This is a genomic window from Sphingopyxis bauzanensis (genome assembly GCF_002205675.1).
Classification (GTDB): Bacteria; Pseudomonadota; Alphaproteobacteria; order Sphingomonadales; family Sphingomonadaceae; genus Sphingopyxis; species Sphingopyxis bauzanensis.
Genome location: NZ_NISK01000005.1, coordinates 98,676 through 114,873 on the forward strand (window position 1 = coordinate 98,676; position 16,198 = coordinate 114,873).

Consider the following 16,198-nt stretch of genomic DNA (forward strand, 5'->3'; position numbering starts at 1 on the left):
GTGATCAGATCCGTTCGATGATGATCGCGGGCGCCATGCCGCCCGCGGCGCACATGGTGACGAGGCCGTAGCGACCGCCCGAGCGTTCGAGTTCGTCGAGCGCGGTGCCGATCAGGATCGATCCGGTAGCGCCGATCGGATGGCCGAGCGCCATCGCGCCGCCGTTAATGTTGACCTTTTCGCGGTCGAGATCGAGATCGCGGATGAATTTTTCGGCGACGACGGCAAAGGCTTCGTTGATTTCCCAGACGTCGATGTCGTCCTTGGTGAGGCCGGCCTTTTCGAGCACTTTTTTCGCCGCCGGGACCGGGGCGTTGAGCATCAGCGTCGGATCGTCGCCGATATTGGCATAAGCGACGACGCGCGCACGCGGCTTCAGGCCATGCTTGTCGGCATATTCTTTGGACGCGAGCAGGATCGCCGCAGCGCCATCGACGACGCCCGAGCTGTTCCCGGCATGGTGGAAATGCTGGATCTCGACATCGGGATAGCGGCGATTGACCTGCTTGCGGAAGGTGAAGCCGCCGCCAAGGTCGAAGTCGGCGAGACCGGTGAAGGCGGGCTTGAGCGAGGCCAGTCCTTCGGCGGTGGTTTCGGGGCGGGGGAATTCCTCATGATCGAGTGCGACACTGCCGTCGGTATTCAGAACCGGGACGACCGATTTGGTGAAACGGCCTTCCTTGATCGCCTGGTCGGCGCGCTGCTGGCTGACCAGCGCGAGCGCGTCGAGCGCCTCGCGGCTGATCCCCTCGATGGTGGCGATCGCGTCACCGCATACGCCCTGATGCGACTGGGGGTGGAGTTCGTCGAGCGCTTCATGCCCCGATCCCATCAGCCGCGGCGGCAGCCCGGCGTTCGCCTGTTCGGCGGCGAAAGCGGTGGTGTAGCTCATCATCTCGGTGCCGCCGGCGATGACGCAATCTTCCATGCCGCTCATCACGCTGGCCGCGGCGAGATTGACCGAGGTGATACCGCCGCCGCAGAAGCGGTCGAGCGTCGTCCCCGACGCCTTGGTGTCATAACCCGCCGATAGCGCCGCCATCCGGCCAAGATCGCCGCCCTGCTTGCCATTCTGGCTTGATGTCGACCAGATGATGTCGTCGACGGTTGCGGTGTCGAGCTTGTTGCGGTCCTTGATCGCCTTCAGCACCGTCGCGGCAAGATGCTGCGGGTGGAGGTGCGACAAGGCGCCCTTGCCGGGTTTGCCGACCCCGCGCGGGGTGCGGACGGCGTCGATAATATAGGCTTCGGCCATGAGATATTCCTTTCGGGGCGTGTTTTAACGAGGGGCCATGCGGATCGCGCCGTCGAGGCGGACGGCTTGGCCGTTGAAATAGGTGTTGCGGATCATTTCCATTGCGAGGCTGGCATATTCCTCCGCCTTGCCGAGCCGCTTGGGGAAGGGGACCGAGGCTTCGAGGCTTTCCTTCACCTTCGGGTTCATATTGCCCAGCAGCGGCGTGCCGAACACGCCGGGCATGATCGCGTTGACGCGGATGCCAAGGTCCATCAGGTCGCGCGCCATCGGCAGCACGAGGCCGTTCACGCCTGCCTTTGCCGAGCCATAAATGACCTGCCCGATCTGCGCGTCCTGCGCCGCGACCGAGGCGGTGAAGATGATCGCGCCGCGTTCGCCGTCGTCCATTTCGGGCAGCGTTGCCATGCCCTCGGCGGCGATCGACCCGATGCGATAGCTTGCGGTCAAAATCCCCGCCACGCCATAAGCATAATCTTCGGTCGGGGTGCGCCGGAAGGTCCGGCTTTCCTTGTCATAGGCGAGCGTTTTGCCGCGCCGTGAGGTCATCGCGCAATGGACGCAAATCCGTTCCTGGCCGTGCGCCGCGCGGGCCTTGGCATAGCCGTCGAGGACCGACTGTTCATCGGTGATATCGACCTTGCAGAACAGGCCGCCGATCGATGCCGCGACCTCTTCGCCCAGCGCTTCGTTGATGTCGAAAATCGCGACCTTCACGCCCGCGGCCGCCAGCGCTTCGGCGGTGGCACGGCCAAGACCCGATGCGCCGCCTGTGACAACCGCCGCGGTGGTGGAATCGAACTTCATTTGGCTGCGCCTCCTCAGGCCGGAATCTGATTGAAGGGGATGCCCTTGTCGGGGCGATGGTCCTGCGGCAGGCCGAGCACCTTTTCGGCGATCGTGTTGAGCAAAGTCTCGTCCGACCCGCCGGCAATGCGACCCGTCGGGGCGTTGATCCAGCTCGACGCCCAATCCTCCTTTTGCGAGGCATGCTCGTCAAAGGCGAAGCCGTCGCTGCCCTGCAAATCGATCGCAAGTTCAGAGAGCTTCTGGCGCGAGCGGACCGCGACCAGCTTGTTGAGTGATCCTTCGGCACCCGGGATCATCCCGGCCTGCATCATCAGCCGCGCGCGGACGTTGATCGAATCGAGCCCCGACCGCATCGCGTGGTTGCGCGCGATCTGGTGGCGAATGCGGCCATCCTCGATCGCGGGTTTGCCATTGAGCAGCGTGTCTTTGGCCAGATCGACAAACAGGTCGAGGTGCGGACCGAAGCCCGCGCTATCCGTCGCGACATAGCGTTCGATCATCAAGGTCGTGATGGCGACCGCAAAGCCGCCGCCGACGGGCGACATGCGGTGGTCGTCGCTAATCTTCACATCGTCGAAGAAGACTTCGTTGACATGGCTGTCACCGCCCGCAAGCTTGATCGGGCGGACGGTGACCCCCGGCGCCTTCATGTCGACCCAGAAATAGGTGAGGCCTTTGTGCTTGGGGACGGTCGGATCGGTGCGCACGACGATGACGCCATAGTCGCTGTAATGCGCCCAGCTGGTCCACACTTTCTGGCCGTTGATCTTCCACCCGTTGCCGTCGGGCTCGGCCTTGGTGCGCAGGCCCGCGAGATCCGAGCCACCCGAGGGTTCGGAAAAGAGCTGGCACCAGATTTCCTCGCCTTGCAGCGCTTTCAGCACCCGTTCCTTGACGAAATCCCGGTCGCTGCCGAACTGCATCAGCACCGGCACCGGCATGCCGAGCGAGATACCGAAATAGAAATTGGGAAAGCCGTGCTTCATCTCTTCGGCGTCGAAGGTGACCTTTTCGAGATGCCCGAGCCCCTGACCGCCATATTCGGTCGGCCAGTTGATCCCGGCAAAACCCGCGTCGAACTTCGCCTTCTGATAACGGCGGCCGAGCGCAAGATCGTCGGCTTCGGCCAGACCCTTGCGCGCCTCACGCCCATAGGTCGGCGCCATGGATGCAAGCCACGCCGCGGCTTTGGCGCGATAGGTTTCCAGATCGCTCATGCGGCTTCTCCTGCCAGTCGGTCGACGAGCACATCTTCCCAGAACAGGCTGCTGCCCTGCTCGATCGCGAGGCTGCGCGCGCGCCGCATATGGAGGTGGAGCCCGAGATCCCAGGTCACGCCGATGCCGCCATGGATCTGCACACAGTCCCGCGCCGCGGTGTCATAGGCCTCGGTCGCCGACAGGCGTGCCGCGGCGGCGGCGGTGATGAAGTCGGCTGCGCCCTCGCGCGAGGCGGCGTGGATGCAATTGGCGCGCGCCAGTTCGACCAGCCCGTAAAGCTCGGCAATGCGGTGCTTCACCGACTGGAAGGCGCCGATCGGCTGGCCAAAGGCGCGGCGGGTCAGCGCGTAATCGCGCGCGATTTCCATCAGCACCTCGGCGCCGCCGGTCTGCTCGTGCGCGGTGACGACGGCCTGAAGGGCCAGAATGTGGAGCGCCGCATCGCGTGCTGCGGTTCCGACCGCCAGCGTTTCGGCTCTTACGCCGGCAAAGCCCAGATTGGCGACGCAGCGGCTGTTGTCGAAGCTTGGCACCGCGGTGCGCTCGACGCCGGTCAGATCGACGAGGGCCAGCACCGGCATGCCGGGACCATTGGCCAGCACGATCGCGACATTGGCCGCCAATCCGCCGGAGACGCCGCGGGCGATGCCGCTCAGTCGGTCGTCGGTTAAGGTGACATCGGGCTGGGCCGGCAGCGTGTCGGGACCAGCGGCAAAGGCAATGGCGCCGATGCTCTCACCTGAAGCCAGCTTGGGCAACCAGCGCGCCTTTTGCGCATCGGACCCGTAAAGCTCGATCGCCTTCGCTGTGCCAAAACCCGACGTCAGAAACGGCGCGCCGCTGAGCGATCGGCCCGCCTGATGCGCGATCAGCCCGAGTTCGATCAGACCGAGGCCCAGACCATCATGCGCTTCGGGAAGCGCGAGCGCGGTCCAGCCCTGTTCCTTTGCCGTGTCCCAGAACGGGCGATGATATTCGCCGACCGATTCGAGCAGCGGCAGCAACGCGTCCTTGCTGATTCGGGCTTCGAGCACCCGCCGCGATTCGGTCGCGATCGCCTGTTGGCCTTCATCATAGAGGATCGTCATGGCCGCATCTGTCCCGCTCCCATTATCTTGTCTTGCCAATGAACCGGACGTTGACGTAAACGTCAAGTCAATTCCGGCGCGGCGGCGACGTAGCGTCATTTTGTTGCGACCGACATTGGGGAAGGGACTGACGATGGCTTTCAAGACACGCATCACCGAAATGCTGGGGATCGCACATCCGATCGTGCAGGGCGGGATGCAGAGCGTCGGCTATGCCGAACTGGCGAGCGCGGTATCGAACGCGGGCGGGCTCGGCATCATCACCGCGCTGACCCAGCCGAGCCCCGCGGCGCTCAGCGCCGAGATCGAGCGCTGCCGCGCGATGACCGACAAGCCGTTCGGCGTGAACATGACGGTCTTCCCGACGATCAATGCGCCCAATTACAAGGCCTATGCACAGGCGATCATCGACGGCGGGGTCAAGATCGTAGAAACCGCAGGTACCCCCGCGGTGCGCGAGATCTGGGAGATGCTCAAGCCGCATGGCATCGCGATCCTGCACAAATGCACCGCGGTGCGGCACGCCTTGTCGGCGGAACGCGCCGGCTGCGACATCATCTCGATCGACGGTTTCGAATGTGCTGGCCATCCCGGCGAGGACGATATTCCCGGGCTGATCCTGATCCCTGCCGCCGCCGACAAGGTGAAGATCCCGATGCTGGCGTCGGGCGGGTTCGGCGACGGCCGCGGGCTTGTCGCCGCGCTTGCGCTGGGTGCCGAAGGCATCAACATGGGCACCCGTTTCTGCGCGACGGTCGAGGCGCCGATCCACGACAATGTGAAGCAGGCCTATGTCGATAATGACGAGCGCGGATCCTATCTGATCTTCCGCAGCCTCAAGAACACCGCCCGCGTCGGCAAGAGCGCGGTGAGCGAAGAGGTCGTGCGCCGCCTCGCCCAGCCCGACGCGACGTTCGCCGATGTGGCTGAACTGGTGAATGGTAAGGCCGGGCGCGAGTTGCTCGAAACCGGCGATCTGTCAAAGGGCGTGTTCTGGGCGGGGATGGTGCAGGGGCTGATCCACGATATTCCGACCTGTCAGCAACTGATCGACCGCATCATTGCCGACGCCGACGCGATCGTTGATCAGCGGCTGGCGTCGTTGCGGCGGTAGGCCGCGGCGATATGCTGGCGCGGCGCGCGTGCTTTCGATATGATCCGATTCTTCGCAATTTGATCAGTTCGTTGCCCACGGCGTTCTCGCCCGCCGGTGCGCCAGGGGGGATGTTTGAGCGTCATCGAATACAAGGGTTTCGGCGGCGTCCCGCTGTCCGCCGACGTGCTGGGCGACGACAACGACCCCGCGGTGTTGCTGATCCCCGACATTGGGCAGCAGCGCAGCGCGTGGCGCGCGGTGGCCGATGGCCTGGCATTGTCGGGGCGCCGGGTGGTCAGTCTCGACTTGCGCGCGTCCGGCGGCGTTGACCAACTCGCCGCCCATGTCGAAGATTTGCGCCTCGTCCTCGCGCAGATGGGGTCGCGCCCGGTGGTGGTCGCCGCGCGGCACGGTGGCTGGATCGCGACGCGCGCGCTCGCGACCGACGGCATATTGTTGGCGGGCGGCCTGGTACTGGTCGATATGCCCGACGATGCCGACGCCGTTGCCGAAGGCATTGCGGCGCGACAAGCGCTGCCGACGCTGGTCGTGCGCGGCGGCTTTGCGGCGGCGCCGATTACTTCCGAGTGCGATGTGTTTGCTGCCGCGCTGCCGATCGGCGAACAGGCCGACATCGACGATAGTGATCTGGCGCTGGACGCCGACCGGACCGAGGCATTACTGGGGCAGCTGCTCGAATTTCTCGAACGCCGCCAGCCGCGCGAGGCGACCGAGTTTCAGGCGGGCTCCGATCCGCGCACGCTGCGCGATGCGATGGGATGTTTCGCCACCGGCGTCACCATCGTCACCGCGCTTGACGCGGCGGGAGTGCCGGTGGGGCTAACCGCGAATAGTTTCACATCGGTATCGCTCGACCCGCCGCTCTTGCTGGTGTGCATCGCCAATTCGGCGGGGACGGCTCCCGCCCTGCGCGAGGCGGGCCATTTTGGGGTCAATGTGCTGCAAATTGGCCAGCAACCCGCGTCGAACCGCTTTGCGACGCGCGGCGAGGACCGGTTCGCCAACCTGCCCTGGGCGCCGGGACAGACTGGGGTGCCGCTGCTCGGCAGTTCGCTGGTGTCGTTCGAATGCCAACGCGAATCGCTGCACGAGGCGGGCGATCATTTCATCATGGTCGGCCGCGTCGTGCGCGCGCAGTTCGAACCGCACCGCGACCCGCTGCTCTACTTCCGCGGCAAATATCGCCGGCTGCATTTCGCTTAAGGGCTGTGGCCGGACCGGACGGTCGATGGCGGAGCGGAAGCTATTTTAGAGTATAAATTATTTATTTTATATATCTTTCTAAATACTCATGCTTCAAGTTCGGTCGCACGCAAGTCCCTCTGCGCGCATGAATTCATCATTCATTCCATAAAGCCCCTACGCCAGATTGCGTCATTGTTGTCTAGGCCGTGTTGACAAAAGGGATTCCCAATCGCGTCGACTTCTGATTCAAGACTGCTTTTTGAGGAGCAGTCATGGGTCGCGGGGATTTGTCGGAAGCGGAGTGGGATCTGATTGGGCCGCTGCTGCCGCCTGAGCGCGGTCGTTGGGCGCGGCCGGCGGGCGATAACCGGCGGTTCCTCAATGGAATGCTTCACGTGCTGCGGGTCGGCTGCCCCTGGCGCGACATGCACGAGCGCTACGGCAAGTGGAACTCGGTCTATGTCCGCTTCCGGCGCTGGGCCGAACAGGGTGTCTGGGATGCCCTGCTGCAAACACTGGTCGATCTGGGTCTAACCGACGACTGGCAACACATGATCGACAGCACCAGCGTTCGCGGCCACGTCTCGGCAGCGGGCGGAAAAGGGGGGCTTGTGCGAACGCTCTTGGTCGATCACGCGGCGGCTTTACGAGCAAAATCCACGCCCGCTGCGACAATCAAGGACTGCCTGTCGGCTTCATCCTGACCGGCGGCGAGGCTTCCGATTACACTGCTGCCGAACCGCTGATGGCGATCCCCGTCGCCACACCCAAGGCGCTGCTCGCGGACAAGGGATATGATGGTGATCGCTTCCGGGAAAGCCTGCTGGTCCGGGGCATCCTGCCGATCATCCCGCCTCGCTCGAACCGCAAGGTGCCAGAGCATCCCGACTATCGCCGCTACAAGGACCGCAACCGCGTCGAGCGCATGTTCGGCAAGCTAAAACAGCAACGACGCATTGCAACACGCTATGACAAAACCCTGCTCTCGTTCGAGAGCTTCCTCAACCTCGCCGCCATGCGACTATGGCTGAAATCTTTTGTCAACACGACCTAAAATCATTTGTACTTCTACGAAGCGTTCCGATCAGGGTAGTTGGACGGCAACCGTCTTACGGCCATCGTGGCGCCAGCGACAGCGAAGGCTTACCCGATGTTTACCGTCGGCCGGTAGCGGTGCACCACATGCGACAAACTCTCTCCACTGTGTGAAACGTCGGTAGCGACGTCCGTTTCATATAGGGTCGGGAATTCAGGTGCGCGAGGCGTTGGCATCAAGTTCGGCGATCCGCTCGGAGCAGATCGCGTGGACCGCGCGGCCGAGTTCTTCGACGCGCTCGCCGAGCCAGCGCAGTTCCTCTTCGGTGATCCGGTAATGTTTTGAGTAGCGCGCTTTCACATAGGCTTCTTTGAGCTTCTCGAAGCGTGAACGATCAGCCTTCATCTCGCGGGGCCATGCATCGACAAGACGCATGTCGATCCGCTCGGCCTGGGTGCGCAGAAAGCCGAGATTGTGGACGTGCGGGCTATAGAAGGTGCAGACCAAGAGTACGCAGTGGTAAAGGCGCTCGGTAGCCTGATGTAGAATGAAGGCCGCATCTCGAAGTTCGTTTTGCGATATGAAGAAATGAAACCCCTTCTGCGCACTGGCAGCGAGCGGAATCCATTCGTCAAAATATTCCTGCGCCATGGCCAGAGCCTGCTCGGGGGTCTTGGGTTTCGGCTTGTGCAGTTCCTTATCGTCAAATTCGTAAAGCGCGATGCCGTCCTTGGCGACGTCCATGAAAAAATAGCGCCCGTGCGCGAGCCCATCGTTCACTTCCTGAATCGTGTGGACGATGAAGTTGACCGGCGTATGGAGCGTCTTGTCGATCGCCAGCTCGCGGTTGAGCCGGTCCTCAAGCTTCAGCCAATAATCCACCTTGTCGGTAAGCCGCTTGTCGCTGACGATAATCAGCAGGTCGAAGTCCGAGCGGTAGCCCTTGGCGGTATGCGGTTCGTCGACCCAGCCGCCGCGCGAATAACTGCCATAGAGAATGAGCTTGTCGATCCGGCCCTTCTTCTTCCAACTCATCGTCGCGAGCGCGATGCTGTCGGCAAATTCTTCGAAGATGATCTGCTTTACGCGCTCAAGTTCGCGCTGCTTGTTGGCCGGGAGATGATCGAGGTCGGTTCTCATTGCTGGCGGCACCCTGTCGGCGCAGCGGCTGGTTGGCAAGATCGAAGCGGTGTAATCGCCGCCAGAACTGCCACCACCTGCGGTTCTTTCCATCGACCGTCTGAGCGATGATGCGCAGACTGCGGATCATCGCCTGTTCGACCTCGGCAACGCTGACGCCATGGCGCTCGACAAGTTCGCGATAGCTCAGCTCCGCGACGCGGTGGCCGAGAAAGATCGCGCGATACCCCTCGTCGATCCGATCGACGGCGCGCTCGTACTTACGGAGCAGGTGGCGCCGCGCGCGGGTGTAACGGCTCACCGATTCCTCCCACCGCAATAGTTCGCCCAATCCTCCATCATGACGCGCCGCTTTTCGAGACGGTTTCACCACCGGTAGGCCGCCTCCCTTGAATGATAAGATTTAGTCATACATTGGCAAAATGTCGGACTGGACGACGTCGGACGCGCAGGGATACGAAGCGCCCTTCAAACCCGCAGCTAAGCTGGAGTCTTGGGGACGGTTCGGGAGAGAGTGGGATTAGAACTTGGCGGAGCGGGTGGGATTCGAACCCACGATAGGCTTTTGACCTATACTCACTTTCCAGGCGAGCGCCTTCGACCACTCGGCCACCGCTCCGCATGCTTGGAACGCGCGCCCTAATCGCTGGACGGGGCTTTCGCAAGTCGGTTGAGCATGGCAGACAGGCGGCATGAAACATCTGCTCCTGGCCGCCGCTGCCGCTTCGCTTACCCTTCCGGCTACCGCGCAGGAACCTGCGCCGATCCCGTCGCCCGGCGAGATCACAGCTGCCGCGCCGGCGAGCGACTGGATTGCGATTGCCGCGGCGGACCTGTTGGTGATGGACTTGGCGCCCGACGCTAAGGGCAAGGCGCGCCGCGTGGTGATCCAGCTTATGCCCGCACCGTTCAGCCTGGGGTGGATCGGCAATATTCGCAAGCTTGCCGCGGCGCAATGGTGGGACGGGACGAGCATTAACCGGGTGCAGGACAATTATGTCGTGCAGTGGGGCGACGCGACCGAGAAGAAGGCGTTGCCGGAAGGTTTGGTGACGGTACCGGAGAGCGCGTATCTCTCGGAGCGTAAGCGTGGCGCAACGACGTGGTTGCCGTCTGCTAATGGCTCATACGCTCCTCATCATGGTGTTCTGGCGGGTTGGCCGGTCGCTTGGAATGCCGACGCGGTGTGGCCCGTCCATTGCTATGGCATGGTTGGTGTCGGCCGGAACTTTTCGCCCGACACCGGCAGCGGTGCTGAGCTCTATACGGTGATTGGCCACGCTCCGCGTCATCTGGACCAGAATATCGCTCTTGTTGGCCGCGTGGTCAGCGGGATCGAGCATCTGTCGAGCTTACCGCGCGGGACCGGCGCGCTGGGCTTCTATGAGGATGAAAAGGAGCGGGTGCCGATTACGTCGGTCCGGATCGCTACCGAACTGGATGTGAGCGACCAACCGCGCTTCGAATATCTGTCGACCGAAAGCGACAGCTTTGCGCGCTATGCCGACGCCCGCGCCAATCGCCGCGATCCGTTTTTCATCAAGCCTGCTGGCGGTGCTGACATCTGCAACATTCCGGTGCCGGTGCGATCGGTCGAAAAATGATAGTCCCCAGCGGTTCGCATCAAGCGACGTCGAGGTGTCCTGGCGTCGTGCGCTCCGACTGGGTGTCTCGACTTCGCTCGACACGAACGGACTAAGCGAAAGGTGGAAAGCTTTGTCGTCACCACCCCGCTCTGGCGCTGGCAGTCCGCGACTGCCCCCGCGGCGTGGTTTTTCGTCACGATCACGGGCGACGCAGCCGACGCGATCCGCATCGCGGCGATCAGCGGACAGTGGCTGAACGGGCGCAAGGGATTCGGATCGGCGCGGGTCGATGTCATGATCGGCGAGACAAGCTGGCAGACATCGGTGTTCCCGCACAAGGAAAGCGGCGGGTGGCTGCTGCCGGTCAAGGCTGCGGTGCGCAACGCCGAGGGGCTCGTCGAGGGCGATGAGGTGACGGTGACCGTCAGTCTTTAACCGGGGTTTCGGCCTTGGCATCGCGCGACTGCGCCTTGCGCTTGCGCAGATTGTCGCGCAGCGCCTCCGCCAGGCGGCGTTCGCGTTCGATGTCGGCGGGGGAGGGCGGCTTGCTCACAATAGCGGCCATGCCCGCGAAATTGCCCCATCGTCAAGTCTCGCGCCTTGACAGGCGCGGGGCGCCCCGCCATAGGCCGCGCCTGCCCAGCGAACAGGCGTTTGCGGGCGTTTCGGTTGCTGCTGTAGCTCAGTGGTAGAGCGCGTCATTGGTAATGACGAGGTCGGGAGTTCAATCCTCCCCAGCAGCACCATTTCCCCCACGCTGGACATTTTGTGGCAGGCGGCTTGGGAACCTTCACGCGCGAACGCCGTACAACGGGTCAGGGCGATATTTGCCCCTGACGGAGTCAATGACATCGAGATGAGATTATGGGTCGCCTACGGCCTGATCGCCCTGATGGTGGCGGCCGCGGTCGCCGGCGTCGCCTATATTCGGCACAATCGCCCCGATCGCAAATATCTTCGTCGGCGCGAGCGCGAAGATCAAAAGAGCCGCGATCGCCTTGAGGCCAGCAATGCGCCCGAATAACTTGGTCGGACGCAGCGGTTGAACTGCAAAGGGTGCTAAATCTTCGCCGCGAGCAGCCAGTCGTGGAACAGCTTGACCGCCGGTTGGCGCAATGCGCGCGGGCGGCAAACGAACCAGTAGCTGTACGGGCTGTCGACGTCGAAATCGAACAGACGCACCAGGCGCGGGTCGTGCGCGTCGTCGAAATGGTGGCCGTGCATGAAGGCGACGCCGATGCCTTGCGCCGCGGCCTCGAGCATCAGCGGTCCCGAATCGAAATAATCGATCCCCGCCGGTTCCAGATACGGCATGCCGATCGCCTTTTTCCACTCGCTGAATGTCTCAGGCATCTCGCGGTGGAGGAGGACGGTCATGCGCTGCAATTGTTCGGGCACCACAAACGGCCGATCGCCATCGGTCAGCGTCCTAGCGGCGATCGGGAACACCTTGTCCTGATCGAGCCGCGCGGCATAGAGCGCCGGGTCGATCGAGCGTGCTAGGGCGATCGCAGCGTCGATGCCGTCGCCCAGCCGTGCTTCGGCGTGTGACATGGTGTCGATGTCGATATGCAGTTCGGGATGCTCGCGGCGCAGTTCGGGCAGGCGCGGGAACAGCCGCTGCTGGGCGAAGAGTGGCAGGACGTTGAGGTGCAGGCGTAACGATGCCTCGGGGCTGCCGACCTGGCCGATCACGGTCCGCAATTCGTCGAGAATCGGCGCTAACTGGCCTTGCAGCGCGCGGCCCGCCTCGGTCAGGCTGAGCCCGTGATGGTGGCGGTTGAACAGCGGGCGGCCGACGGCATGTTCGAGCGTCTGGATCCGCCGCGACAGCGCGGGCATCGACAGGCCGAGTTCGATCGCGGCAGCCTTGACGGTGCCGTAGCGGGCGACCTCGAGAAAGGCCTCCATGCTGCTGAGGGGAGGAAGGCGTGGCATATCCGGCACCGATGATGACATGAGCCCGCGCGACTTGCCACAATTTTGTGCAGTGCGGCAAAGGGCGGCGAGGGGCCAAGCAACGGGCGGGGGTCGCAAATCGGGAACGACAACCCTATCTTCGGCATATCGAGTTTTTGAAGGAGACGCGCCTTGGCCGATGCAGCGGTAAAAGAAAAACAGGTGAAACTGCAGGTCGCGAATTCGCGCGCCGAGGAAAGCGGCGGCGGGATTGCGCGCATTCCGCGTTCCACGATGGCCGAACTGGGCGTCACCGAGGGTGATATCATCCAGATCAGCGGCAAGCGGCAGACGGCATCGCGCGTGGTGCTGCCCTATGCCGAGGATGAAGGGCTGGAGGTGATCCGTCTCGACGGTTTGCAGCGCGCCAATGCGGGCGCGGGCGCGGGCGACATGGTGATGTTGAGCCGGGTCGAGACGCGCCCGGCAACGCGCGTCGTGTTCGCCCCGGCGCAGGAAAATCTGCGGCTGCAAGGATCGGCGAACGCGCTGAAGCGCAGCTTTTTCGGGCGCCCTGTCGTCGCAGGCGATACCGTCGCGACCGCGGGGCAACAGCGGCTGGAATCGGGCGACATGCCGCCGCAGCTGCGCCAGATGCTCAACGCGCCTGCCTATGCGCTGGCCGAGGTGCGCCTGCTCGTCGTATCGGCAGCGCCCAAGGGCGTGGTGTTTATCGATGAGAACACCGAAATCGAATTGCTGCCCGAATATCAGGAGCCGCAGGACGCGCGCCGCACCGATGTCACCTATGACGATCTCGGCGGGCTCGGCGAAACGATCGATCAGCTACGCGAGATGGTCGAACTGCCGCTGCGCTACCCCGAATTGTTCCGCCGCCTGGGCGTCGATCCGCCGCGCGGGGTGCTGCTGCATGGCCCGCCGGGAACCGGCAAGACGCGGCTGGCGCGCGCGGTCGCGAACGAGAGCGAAGCGCAGTTTTTCCTGATCAACGGCCCCGAAATCATGGGGTCGGCCTATGGCGAATCCGAAAAGCGGCTACGCGACATTTTCGAGCAGGCCGCCAAGGCATCGCCGTCGATCCTGTTCATCGATGAGATCGATTCGATCGCGCCCAAGCGCGGGCAGGTGACGGGCGAGGCCGAAAAGCGCCTTGTCGCGCAGCTGCTGACGCTGATGGACGGGCTCGAGCCGCGCACCAATCTCGTCATCATCGCTGCGACCAATCGTCCCGACGCCATCGACGAAGCGCTGCGGCGTCCGGGCCGTTTCGATCGTGAAATAATCATCGGGGTTCCCGACGAAGGCGGGCGGCGCGAGATATTGGGCATCCATACCCGCGGCATGCCGCTCGCAGAAGATGTCGATCTGGCCGAACTGGCACGCACGACCTTTGGCTTTGTCGGCGCCGACATGGCGGCGCTGACCCGCGAGGCAGCAATCGAGGCGGTGCGGCGGATCATGCCCAAGCTCGACCTCGCCGAAGGAACGATCCCGCCCGAGGTGCTGGAGGAACTGCGCGTGACGCGCGATGATTTCAGCAATGCGCTGAAACGCGTGCAGCCATCGGCGATGCGCGAAGTGATGGTGCAGGCGCCGACGACCCGGTGGAGCGATATCGGTGGGCTCGACGCGGCGCGTGAGAAGCTAATCGAAGGCATCGAACTGCCGCTGAAGCATCCCGAGGCGTTCCGGCGGCTCGGGATCCGTGCTGCCAAGGGTTTCCTGCTCTATGGCCCGCCAGGCACCGGCAAGACCTTGCTCGCAAAAGCCGCCGCGCGCGAATCGGATGCCAATTTCATCTCGATCAAGTCTTCGGACCTGCTGTCGAAATGGTATGGCGAGAGTGAGCAGCAGATTGCGCGGCTGTTCGCCCGCGCGCGCGCCGTGGCGCCGACGATCATCTTTATCGACGAACTCGATAGCCTGGTGCCAGCACGCGGCAGCGGCACGTCGGGCGAGCCGCAGGTGACCGAGCGCGTCGTCAACACGATCCTGGCCGAGATGGACGGGATCGAGGAGATGCAGTCGGTGGTCGTCATCGGCGCAACCAACCGCCCCAACCTGATCGATCCGGCGCTGCTGCGCCCGGGACGGCTCGACGAACTGATCTACGTGTCGGTGCCCGACAGGGAAGGCCGCCGCCGGATTTTGGAAATCCAGACCGGCAAGATGCCGCTGGCGGACGACGTCGATCTGGCGGTTTTGGCAGAAAAATCGGACCGGTTCACCGGCGCCGATCTGGAAGATCTGACCCGCCGTGCCGGTCTGGCGGCGCTCAAGCGGTCGATCAACAGCGATACGGTGACGATGGCTGATTTCGACGCGGCGCTGAAGGACACCCGCGCCTCGGTCACCGAAGCCATGGAAAAGGATTATGAAAAGATCCAGGGCGAGATCAAGCAGCAGGCGATGAGCGTCAATCCGATCGGCTTTTTCGCGCCCGGCATGCTCAAGCCGGTGCGCGAGCAGAAGCATGGCGACGACGTCGTGAAGGATTAAGCGGTGGGCTGGTCCAGCCGCAAAGCGGACCAGCCCCACAGCACCAGCCAGCCGCAGAATCCCGCCATCAGCCCATAGGCGACCATCGGGTGCCAGTTGTAGAGCAGGACGCCGATCGCAGGCGACACAATATAGGCGGACCCATTGATTGACGCGGTCATGCCCGCGACGCTGCCCTGATCGCGCCGCGGCACCGATAGCGACGCGCCCGCGGTAAAGCCCGGGCGAAACAGCCCGAAACCGAGCGATGCGAGCGCGAAGCCGATCACGATGCCGTGGAGATCCTGCGCTACTCCCGTGATGATGAGCCCACTGGCGCCGAGCGCTGCGCCGATCAGAACCGCGGTGCGCGCCGACAGTTTGAGCAGCGGGATCAGCCCCCACTGCGACAACAAGGTTGCGAAGGCGCCGGCCATCAGCACGATGCCGGTCATTGCGGCGCCTTCGTCGGGGCGGGGGCGAAGCTCGAGCCGATCAAGGATCAGGAAGCCGATGACGCCGAGCATCATCGCCTGCGCCTGACCGCCGCAGAGCCCGGCGAGCATCCATGGCCGAACGCGTTTGTCGGTCCAGCGCAGCGGCGTCGCGGCGGGGGCATCGCGATCCTCAACGTCTTCGTCGCTGTCCTCGCTCGCCGACGCTGTCGATCCGGCAGCGGTCGGATAGGCCGCGATCGCGCCGCGCGCGGCGAACCGCGGGACATCGTCGGGCAGCCGCCAGCGCAGCATGATCAGAACGATTAAGCCGATCAGGGCGAAAACCAGCAACGGTCCCGAAAGCCCGACAAAGGGCAGGATGAACAACGGCGCGATCGCAGGGCCGATCACAGTCCCCAGCCCGAACGACGACGAGACGAGCGATAATGCCTGGGTGCGTTCCTCAGGGTCGGTGCGCGACGCGACATAGGCCTGGACTGCCGGGGGCGCCGCCGATCCGAACCCGCCGTACAGGCTGCGGAACAGCGCGAAGATCACGAACGTCGTTCCCGCGGCGAGATAGCCGGCCAGCCCGGCCCACAGCGCCAGTCCGCACAGCGCCATCGACAGCATGAAGCCGATCACGCCGAGCGCCATCAAGGCTTTGCGCCCGCGTTTATCCGACTGGCGCGCCCAATAAGGCGCGGTCATCACCCATAATAGCGCCGACCAGCTGAACGCCAGACTGACCCACACGTCGGGAATGTCGAGCTTGGCGCCGATGGCAGGCAGGATCGACTGCATCGCGGTATTGCCCGCGGCAGCGACCAGCATGACCGCGAACAGGACGGCCATGCGATCGGCGGGGATCGAGCGCGATAATGTCGCCATGCCGAAAATCCCCTTAGCCGTTCAGCGTCCGCAAT

15 protein-coding genes, 2 tRNA genes and 1 pseudogene are annotated in these 16,198 nt (G+C 63.7%); 8 read left to right on the plus strand and 10 right to left on the minus strand.

The window, feature by feature from the left end; genetic code table 11:
• Positions 1–4 precede the first annotated feature (4 nt).
• Genes CDQ92_RS18825 through CDQ92_RS18840 form a run of 4 tightly spaced genes read right to left on the minus strand, consistent with a single transcriptional unit; the run spans position 5 to position 4,373 of the window.
• Positions 5–1,255 (minus strand): acetyl-CoA C-acetyltransferase, encoded by a 1,251-nt coding sequence (locus CDQ92_RS18825; RefSeq protein WP_088443662.1) that lies wholly within the window; start codon positions 1,253–1,255, stop codon positions 5–7.
• Positions 1,256–1,279: 24 nt separating this feature from the next.
• The gene (locus CDQ92_RS18830) at positions 1,280–2,062 is read right to left on the minus strand and encodes an SDR family NAD(P)-dependent oxidoreductase (RefSeq protein WP_088443664.1); all 783 of its coding nucleotides are present in this window, start codon (positions 2,060–2,062) and stop codon (positions 1,280–1,282) included.
• Positions 2,063–2,076: 14 nt separating this feature from the next.
• Positions 2,077–3,282 carry an acyl-CoA dehydrogenase family protein gene (locus tag CDQ92_RS18835; RefSeq protein WP_088443666.1) on the minus strand — a complete coding sequence of 402 codons (1,206 nt, stop codon included), beginning with the start codon at positions 3,280–3,282 and terminating at the stop codon, positions 2,077–2,079.
• On the minus strand, positions 3,279–4,373 hold the full coding sequence (locus CDQ92_RS18840) for an acyl-CoA dehydrogenase family protein (protein WP_088443668.1): 1,095 nt from the start codon (positions 4,371–4,373) through the stop codon (positions 3,279–3,281). The genes CDQ92_RS18835 and CDQ92_RS18840 overlap by 4 nt, the downstream gene beginning before the upstream one ends.
• A 133-nt stretch (positions 4,374–4,506) precedes the next feature.
• Here CDQ92_RS18840 and CDQ92_RS18845 point away from each other — a divergent pair, with 133 nt between their 5' ends.
• From CDQ92_RS18845 to CDQ92_RS18855, 3 genes and pseudogenes are all read left to right on the plus strand, one after another.
• Positions 4,507–5,487 (plus strand): NAD(P)H-dependent flavin oxidoreductase, encoded by a 981-nt coding sequence (locus tag CDQ92_RS18845; protein ID WP_088443670.1) that lies wholly within the window; start codon positions 4,507–4,509, stop codon positions 5,485–5,487.
• A 114-nt stretch (positions 5,488–5,601) separates the two neighbouring features.
• Entirely contained in the window at positions 5,602–6,693 is a 1,092-nt protein-coding gene (locus CDQ92_RS18850) for a flavin reductase (RefSeq protein ID WP_088443672.1), read from the plus strand.
• A gap of 254 nt (positions 6,694–6,947) precedes the next feature.
• Positions 6,948–7,729: pseudogene (locus CDQ92_RS18855) on the plus strand (IS5 family transposase).
• 195 nt (positions 7,730–7,924) lie between these two features.
• Here CDQ92_RS18855 and CDQ92_RS18860 read toward each other — a convergent pair.
• The 3 genes from CDQ92_RS18860 to CDQ92_RS18870 form a co-directional block, all read right to left on the minus strand.
• Positions 7,925–8,851: a HEPN domain-containing protein gene (locus CDQ92_RS18860; protein ID WP_088443674.1), complete on the minus strand. Its 927-nt coding sequence runs from the start codon at positions 8,849–8,851 to the stop codon at positions 7,925–7,927.
• Positions 8,802–9,152, minus strand: coding sequence for a sigma factor-like helix-turn-helix DNA-binding protein (locus CDQ92_RS18865; protein ID WP_158213897.1), 351 nt, complete (start codon positions 9,150–9,152; stop codon positions 8,802–8,804). Before CDQ92_RS18865 ends, CDQ92_RS18860 begins: the two co-directional genes overlap by 50 nt.
• 227 nt (positions 9,153–9,379) lie before the next feature.
• A tRNA-Ser gene (locus CDQ92_RS18870) sits at positions 9,380–9,470 on the minus strand.
• A 73-nt stretch (positions 9,471–9,543) separates the two neighbouring features.
• Here CDQ92_RS18870 and CDQ92_RS18875 point away from each other — a divergent pair.
• Both CDQ92_RS18875 and CDQ92_RS18880 read left to right on the plus strand, forming a co-directional pair.
• The gene (locus tag CDQ92_RS18875; RefSeq protein ID WP_088443678.1) at positions 9,544–10,455 is read left to right on the plus strand and encodes a peptidylprolyl isomerase; all 912 of its coding nucleotides are present in this window, start codon (positions 9,544–9,546) and stop codon (positions 10,453–10,455) included.
• A 102-nt stretch (positions 10,456–10,557) separates the two neighbouring features.
• Positions 10,558–10,872, plus strand: a complete 315-nt coding sequence (locus CDQ92_RS18880; protein WP_088443680.1) for a DUF1905 domain-containing protein — start codon at positions 10,558–10,560, stop codon at positions 10,870–10,872.
• Here CDQ92_RS18880 and CDQ92_RS21400 read toward each other — a convergent pair.
• Positions 10,862–11,002, minus strand: coding sequence for a hypothetical protein (locus CDQ92_RS21400; protein WP_169714587.1), 141 nt, complete (start codon positions 11,000–11,002; stop codon positions 10,862–10,864). The genes CDQ92_RS18880 and CDQ92_RS21400 overlap by 11 nt on opposite strands.
• Before the next feature lie 106 nt (positions 11,003–11,108).
• Here CDQ92_RS21400 and CDQ92_RS18885 point away from each other — a divergent pair.
• Together CDQ92_RS18885 and CDQ92_RS21310 are read left to right on the plus strand one after the other, a co-directional pair.
• A tRNA-Thr gene (locus CDQ92_RS18885) sits at positions 11,109–11,183 on the plus strand.
• A 110-nt stretch (positions 11,184–11,293) separates the two neighbouring features.
• Positions 11,294–11,461, plus strand: coding sequence for a hypothetical protein (locus CDQ92_RS21310; protein WP_158213898.1), 168 nt, complete (start codon positions 11,294–11,296; stop codon positions 11,459–11,461).
• Between the two features lie 35 nt (positions 11,462–11,496).
• On the opposite strand, the gene CDQ92_RS18890 is transcribed toward CDQ92_RS21310, so the two are convergent.
• The gene (locus CDQ92_RS18890) at positions 11,497–12,375 is read right to left on the minus strand and encodes a LysR substrate-binding domain-containing protein (RefSeq protein ID WP_088443682.1); all 879 of its coding nucleotides are present in this window, start codon (positions 12,373–12,375) and stop codon (positions 11,497–11,499) included.
• Positions 12,376–12,528: 153 nt separating this feature from the next.
• Between CDQ92_RS18890 and CDQ92_RS18895 the strand changes: the two genes are divergently transcribed.
• The gene (locus CDQ92_RS18895; protein WP_088443684.1) at positions 12,529–14,856 is read left to right on the plus strand and encodes a CDC48 family AAA ATPase; all 2,328 of its coding nucleotides are present in this window, start codon (positions 12,529–12,531) and stop codon (positions 14,854–14,856) included.
• On the opposite strand, the gene CDQ92_RS18900 is transcribed toward CDQ92_RS18895, so the two are convergent.
• Positions 14,853–16,163 (minus strand): MFS transporter, encoded by a 1,311-nt coding sequence (locus CDQ92_RS18900; protein WP_088443686.1) that lies wholly within the window; start codon positions 16,161–16,163, stop codon positions 14,853–14,855. The genes CDQ92_RS18895 and CDQ92_RS18900 overlap by 4 nt on opposite strands.
• Between the last annotated feature and the right edge of the window lie 35 nt (positions 16,164–16,198).

Bases quoted from the DNA above. Each gene is read 5' to 3' on its own strand.
- CDQ92_RS18825 (WP_088443662.1), bottom strand. From the start codon at position 1,255: ATGGCCGAAGCCTATATTATCGACGCCGTCCGCACCCCGCGCGGGGTC.
- CDQ92_RS18830 (WP_088443664.1), bottom strand. From the start codon at position 2,062: ATGAAGTTCGATTCCACCACCGCGGCGGTTGTCACAGGCGGCGCATCG.
- CDQ92_RS18835 (WP_088443666.1), bottom strand. From the start codon at position 3,282: ATGAGCGATCTGGAAACCTATCGCGCCAAAGCCGCGGCGTGGCTTGCA.
- CDQ92_RS18840 (WP_088443668.1), bottom strand. From the start codon at position 4,373: ATGACGATCCTCTATGATGAAGGCCAACAGGCGATCGCGACCGAATCG.
- CDQ92_RS18845 (WP_088443670.1), top strand. From the start codon at position 4,507: ATGGCTTTCAAGACACGCATCACCGAAATGCTGGGGATCGCACATCCG.
- CDQ92_RS18860 (WP_088443674.1), bottom strand. From the start codon at position 8,851: ATGAGAACCGACCTCGATCATCTCCCGGCCAACAAGCAGCGCGAACTT.
- CDQ92_RS18875 (WP_088443678.1), top strand. From the start codon at position 9,544: ATGAAACATCTGCTCCTGGCCGCCGCTGCCGCTTCGCTTACCCTTCCG.
- CDQ92_RS21400 (WP_169714587.1), bottom strand. From the start codon at position 11,002: ATGGCCGCTATTGTGAGCAAGCCGCCCTCCCCCGCCGACATCGAACGC.
- CDQ92_RS21310 (WP_158213898.1), top strand. From the start codon at position 11,294: ATGAGATTATGGGTCGCCTACGGCCTGATCGCCCTGATGGTGGCGGCC.
- CDQ92_RS18890 (WP_088443682.1), bottom strand. From the start codon at position 12,375: ATGCCACGCCTTCCTCCCCTCAGCAGCATGGAGGCCTTTCTCGAGGTC.
- CDQ92_RS18900 (WP_088443686.1), bottom strand. From the start codon at position 16,163: ATGGCGACATTATCGCGCTCGATCCCCGCCGATCGCATGGCCGTCCTG.